At 59.6% G+C, this 6,172-nt stretch carries 3 protein-coding genes and 1 pseudogene; 2 read left to right on the top strand and 2 right to left on the bottom strand.

Translation table 11 applies throughout. The features are described 5' to 3' along the window. Positions 1-870 (bottom strand): DUF726 domain-containing protein (locus tag NW863_RS05055; protein WP_414364923.1); only part of this gene is annotated, 870 nt, incomplete at its 3' end. A gap of 50 nt (positions 871-920) precedes the next feature. Beyond that, positions 921-2,699 (bottom strand): diflavin flavoprotein, encoded by a 1,779-nt coding sequence (locus NW863_RS05050; protein WP_414364922.1) that lies wholly within the window; start codon positions 2,697-2,699, stop codon positions 921-923. Positions 2,700-2,823: 124 nt separating this feature from the next. Here NW863_RS05050 and NW863_RS05045 point away from each other — a divergent pair, with 124 nt between their 5' ends. Next, a complete protein-coding gene (locus tag NW863_RS05045) occupies positions 2,824-5,574 on the top strand; it encodes a cation-translocating P-type ATPase (protein WP_414364920.1) in 2,751 nt (916 codons plus the stop codon). A 193-nt stretch (positions 5,575-5,767) separates the two neighbouring features. Next, a pseudogene (locus NW863_RS05040) lies at positions 5,768-6,172 on the top strand (hypothetical protein); the annotation flags it as partial.

The raw sequence follows: 6,172 nt of genomic DNA, 5'->3' as shown, positions 1-6,172 counted from the left end.
GTGAGTGGCATTGAGGTTTTCAATTCTGGGGTGAAACTCTCTAATTGGCTTGATCCCACAGGGGCTGCGGTTGAGGGAAGGTACTTTGAAGACGTAGGCCAGAACCCAATCGTCTTCGTTGTAGATGTTTACTAACTTTCCGGTGATATTTTCTACATGCAGGCTCCAGTTCTTATCGGCTTGCCTCCTAACGGCACCGCTGAGCAAGATAACATCTTTAAGACGTCGATCTGCACTCTGGGGCCAACCGCGCATGATGTAGTAGGCTACCCTTGCCCCCAAGGAAAACCCCATCAGGGTAATCTGCCTTTCCGGCAAAGCAGAGAGCAGGGGATAGGCGTACTTTAGTCCCACTTCTTTGGCCTTTGCTTTGTGGGCTTCCCAGTGGGCAAGTAGTCCTACCCCTAGCTTCAGAGGGGACAAGGTCAAACTCGCCGCGTTGGAAGCATCCCACCAAAGGTAGTACAGGGATCCCTGCCATCCGGCACGTCGAAGCGTCTCCCACAACAGTCTTTTTTCCGAAGGTTGGGTTTCACCTTCGCTAAGGAAACCGTTGATGAAAACCAGGGCCTCGTCCCACCTCAGGGAGGATTCAATGCGGATCAAATGAGGCTCATGATGGGTAACTTCTTCGAAAATATAGTCTTTAGTCCCGTCAACAATAGTTTCTGTAACTTTCTGGATGACTTCAAAAGTGGCTTGACCCGTGCCAAGAAGAATTTCTCCAGCTTTTTGGGTGGTCTCGATACCTGTACCAATGACAGTTTGCGCAGCTGACCCGGTAACCTTGCCTATATCAAAGGCGGTCTCTACAACTTTTCCGCCAATCTGGGCAAAACCTTTGAAGAACCCCTCAAGAATGTCTTGCATGGTCAATGGCACCCCCTGGGAGCTGAGACCAGCAAAATACTAGTACTATCTTACCCGCGCCGCATGGCGGTAACCCCCGTGGGATCCAGCACCTTGCCGCGCTCTACCTCGGCATAGACCAGGTAGCGATCGCCACACTCCATCCAACTTCTGACACGGCACTCTAGGTAAGCCAGGGCATCCAATAGAACCGGGCAGCCATTTTCGGCAGTAGCCGTGGCCAAACCGGCAAAGCGGTCTTCACCAGGGCGCTGGGGTCGTTGAAAGTGTCGCTGCAGGCTGCTGCTTTTGCCCTCCCGCAAAATGTTCAGCACAAAAGGCGCTTGGGGACGGGTGAGCAGTTCTGCCTCGCTGTCCCTACTTACAGAAAGGGTTAGGCCAGGGGGGTTGAAGCTGGCCTGGGCCACCGAGGAGGTGAGGAAGCCGCGCGGGATCCCCTCTTGCAGGGCGGTCACCACACAGAGGGATCCCACAACCCGGCTGAGGGCCTGCCCCAGCCGATCCGCCTGAGTTTCAACACCGCCTTGGCGGGGGGCACGGGCTCGCTTGGCCTTGCGCAGGGCTTGGGCAAACTGGGATCCCGCCTCCTGACAGGCTTCCAGGACGGCGGGGGTAGGCTTGAACCTGGCGCGGATGGTGGCAAACCCCAGGGTAAAGCCGGCGTTGAGCAACTTGCTTTCAATGAGATCCACAGCTTCACCGCTCCAGCCATAGGAGCCGAAGACCCCGGCCAGCTTGCTGGTGGGAACAGAAGAGAGGATAATGCCTAGGGCTGTTTGGATCTGGACAGGGGGGTGGCCGGCCAAGGTAGGGGATCCGATAATGAACCCTTGGCAGCGCTCCAGGGCCTGGGCAATCTCTTCAGGGGTAGCCCATTCGCAGTTAATCCGCTCCACGGTAACTCCTGCTCGCTCCAAGCCTTGGGCAATGGCTACCGCCATCAGGCCCGTGTTCCCGTAGGCAGAGGTATAGAGGAGAGCTACCCGCTGCTCCAAGGGATCCTCTTCACACCAAAGCTGGTAGTCTAGACGCAGCCGCCGCAGGCTGTGGCGCACCAAGGGGCCGTGGGCGGGGGCGTAGATCTGGGCGGGGAACTCCTCCAGCTTGGCCAGGGCTGCTTTTACCTGGGGCGCTTGGCTGCGGTGTAAGCAGTCGAAGTAGTAGCGGCGATCCTCGCTAAGCTGCCGCCAGTGCTCGTCGAACACCTGCTCGTCGCAGACATGGGCACCAAACAGCTTGTCGGTAAAGAGGATCCCAGTGGCTGGGTCGTAGGTGCAGAGGGCATCGGGGTGGCGGGGCGTGGGGACAGTGCGAAAGTGCAGCTCATGGCCCTCGCCTAGATCCAGGCAATCCCCATCCCGGATTACCCGCAGGCGAAAGGACTGGTCATTGCCGTAGGGAATGCCAAAATCGGCGGCCTCCTCTTCATCCCGGCTAGGAGGCGGGGATTCCCTGCCCTCAAAAGCGGCTCGCAGGGTGAGGGATCCCGGCTTAGAGCAGAGCACCACTGCATAGGGAGCCAGCGGCAGAAGTGCCTTGAGGGTGGCAAGGCGGTTGAAGTTGACGTGGCTGAGCAGGATAAAGTCCAGCCGCTGCAGGTACTGGTGCTGGGCCAGCTCCTCCAGAAAAATGTCTGTAAACGACTCCCCCGGCGGATCAATGAGCAAGGTCTGCCGGGCCTGGATGAGGTAACTGTTGGCCGTGGTGCCCCGCTGCCGGGCGTATTCCAGCTCAAACTTGAGGCGCTCCCAGGTGCGAGAGCGGAGAACCAAGGTAGAGGGGCCGATAACGGCCACTTGAACATCGCGAGTGGGAGTTTTGCTCGCCATAGCAGTCTCCAGGGGGCCTCTGTCCCCACCTTGCCACGAAACTGGGGAAATGGGGATCCCTTTTCCTCTATGGAAAGCTTCGAGAGCTAACGTAGAATTTGTCCATTCCCTGGAAGTGTTTGCGATGGCCCAAGCTTCTGGATCCGCCGCTGTTTCTACTCCTGCCTGGCATAGTCTTCCTCTTCCCGCTGTTATCCAGAAGTTGCAGACCGATCCCGATTCTGGCCTGACTACCCAGCAGGTGATCCAAAGGCAGCGGGAATTCGGTCCCAACGAGCTGATCTCCACTTCTGGCCGCAGCGCCTGGCAGCTCTTTCTCGACCAATTCCGCAACGTCATGTTGCTGATGCTGATTGCCGTGGCGGCGATCTCAGCCCTTTTGGATTGGCAAAAGAGAGAGTTTCCTAAAGATGCCCTAGCCATTTTGCTGGTTGTAGGTCTCAATGGCCTGCTGGGCTACTTGCAAGAAAGCCGGGCGGAAAAAGCGCTGGCGGCCCTAAAAAAATTGGCCTCCCCCAGCGTGCGGGTGCAGCGGGACGGGCTGTGGCAGGAGATCCCTGCCAACCAGTTGGTGCCAGGGGATCGGGTGCTGCTGGAAGCAGGGGTGCAGATCCCAGCCGATGGGCGCTTGGCGGAAGCGGTGAACCTACAGGTGCGAGAGGCGGCCCTGACCGGAGAGGCGGTACCGGTTACCAAGCAGGCTGATTGTGTCCTCCCCGAAGACACAGAGCTGGGCGAGCGGCGCAACATGGCCTTCATGGGCACCGAGGTGCTGCAGGGGCGAGGGATCCTCTTGGTTACTGCCACCGGCATGAACACGGAGCTGGGCAAGGTGGCCAGGCTGCTGCAGACGGTGGAAAACGAGCCCACCCCCCTGCAGCGGCGCATGAGCCAGTTGGGCAATGTGCTGGTGTCGGGATCCCTGGCCTTGGTGGCGCTGGTGGTGATCGTGGGGCTGCTCCAAGCCGGGAGCATGGCGCCTTTTGCCTCGCTGCTGGAAACTTCCCTCAGCATGGCCGTGGCGGTGGTGCCGGAGGGGCTGCCGGCTGTCATCACGGTTACCTTGGCCATCGGCACCCAGCGCATGGTGCGCCGCAACGCCTTGATCCGCCGCCTGCCGGCCGTAGAGACCCTGGGATCTGTCACCACCATCTGCTCCGACAAGACCGGCACCCTCACCGAAAACAAAATGGTGGTTACCGACATCCTCACCCCCGAGCGCCACTACCACGTCAGCGGCAGCGGTTATATTCCCAAGGGATCCTTCTACTGCGGCGGCCAGCCCATCGATCCCCAGCGTGCCCCCGATTTGCAGGCCCTTCTCAGGGCGGTGGTCTTCTGCAACGATGCCCTGTTGCAAGCCAATCTCTCAGCCCAGCGCGGCGCTGCCCCCACCTGGTCAATCCTGGGGGATCCCACCGAGGCCGCCCTGCTGGTGGCTGCCGCCAAGGCCAACCTGCAGAAAGCCTCTTTGCAAGAGCAGCACCCGCGGGTGCAGGAGATCCCTTTTAGCTCGGAACGCAAGCGCATGAGCGTGGTGGTGCAAGAGGAGGGCAGCTACCGCATCTACGTCAAGGGATCCGCGGAGCTGGTGCTGGAGCAGTGCACCTATATCCAGAAAAGCGGAACTTGGCAGGCCCTCTCAGAAGCCGATCGCCAGGCCATTTTGGGCGCCAACAACCGCCTCGCCGGCCAGGGCATCCGGGTTTTGGGGGTGGCCACTCAGCAGTTGCCGCGGATCCCGGAGAACCTGGAGGAGATCGAGCGCAACCTGGTGTGGCTGGGCCTAGTGGGCATGTACGATCCCCCTCGGCCCGAAGCGCGGGAAGCGGTAGCCCGCTGCCGGCAGGCCGGGATCCGCACCCTGATGATTACCGGCGATCACCAACTCACCGCCATCGCTATTGCCCGCGAGCTGGGCATTCTCGACTCCGAGAACCAGGCCATTGATGGGCGCACCCTCTCCCGGCTGAGCTTTGAGGAGCTGATGGAGACGGTGCAGAAAGTCAACGTCTACGCCCGCGTGGCTCCCGAACACAAGCTGCGCATCGTGCAGGCCCTGCAAAAGCAAAACCAGTTTGTGGCCATGACCGGCGATGGCGTCAACGACGCCCCTGCCCTGCGCCAAGCGGATATCGGCATTGCCATGGGCATCACCGGCACCGATGTCAGCAAAGAGGCCAGCGACATGGTGCTGCTAGACGACAACTTCGCCACCATCGTAGCGGCCATCGAAGAAGGGCGGGTGGTCTACAGCAACATCCGCCGCTTCGTGAAATACATCCTGGGCAGCAACATCGGCGAGGTGTTGACCGTGGCTGCTGCACCCCTTCTAGGCCTAGAGGACGTGCCGCTGACGCCCCTGCAGATCCTCTGGATGAACTTGGTAACCGACGGCCTGCCCGCTCTGGCTTTGGCAATGGAGCCAGCAGAGCCAGGGGTGATGCAGCGCCCCCCCTTCAACCCCAAAGAAAGCATCTTTGCCCAAGGGCTCGGCGCCTACATGGTGCGCATTGGCGTCGTCTTTGGCTTGGCGACGATCCTCATGATGGCGATTGTGGAAGCCTACATTGTTCACTGGCGCACGATGGTCTTCACCACCCTGTGTATTGCCCAGATGGGCCATGCGCTGGCGGTTCGCTCTAATGACAAGCTGACCATCGAGCTCAACCCCTTTTCCAACCCCTACCTGCTGGGGGCGGTGCTGACCACTTTGCTGCTGCAGTTGGCCCTGCTCTATGTGCCCTTCCTACGCGACTTTTTCGGGACAGAAGAACTGACCCTCACTGAGCTGCTCATTTGCGTCGGCTTTAGCACAGTAGTGATGGTCTGGGTAGATCTGGAAAAACTCTACTGCCGCTGGCGCCCCCGTTAAGGCTAGCTTCCATGGTTTCCTCCTTTGCCAAAAGCTTTTTCCCAGGGCAGGGTAGGGCAGCTTTTTTCCGCAACTTAACTGAGCGATTCTGCGGAAACCAGAAGATAAGCTGGAAGCAGCCGCCACCAGAAAAGAGCTGGGGATAGAGATAATGCTGCCGGGCTGGGCCAGCTTTATGCTTGGGGGGATTGTTTTGGTTCTCGGAGCACTTCTAGGGCTTGGCTGGCTCCGGCGGCGGATCCCTCTCTTTAAGAGAGTTTTCAAGCTCATTTTCAAGGGATCGCTGGCAACTTCCAGCCCGGAGGCCCGTTTCCGCGCAGCGCTGGAAGCCAGCCTGGATGCCATTTATCTGTTGGAGGCGGTGCGGGATCCTTTTACCGGCGAGATTGTGGATTTTGTCTTCGTCGATGTCAACGCCAAAGGGGAGGAGCTCATTTCCCGCCGCCGGGAGGAGATCCTCGGCCAAAGGCTGTGCGAGCTGTTGCCCATCAACCGCACGGCTGGCTTTTTTGAAAAATACAAGCGGGTGGTGGAAACCCGCATCCCCCTGGAAGAGGAGTTTCCCATCTCCGGCCAGCCGGGCTTGCGGGCCCGTTGG

Source organism: Synechococcus sp. B60.1 (assembly GCF_047462555.1).
In the GTDB taxonomy this organism is placed as follows: Bacteria; Cyanobacteriota; Cyanobacteriia; order Thermostichales; family Thermostichaceae; genus Thermostichus.
This window is presented reverse-complemented; position numbering and strand designations above follow the sequence as displayed.

What these genes read in the sequence shown, in the direction of transcription:
- NW863_RS05050 (WP_414364922.1), bottom strand. Translation starts at nt 2,699, where the DNA reads ATGGCGAGCAAAACTCCCACTCGCGATGTTCAAGTGGCCGTTATCGGC.
- NW863_RS05045 (WP_414364920.1), top strand. Translation starts at nt 2,824, where the DNA reads ATGGCCCAAGCTTCTGGATCCGCCGCTGTTTCTACTCCTGCCTGGCAT.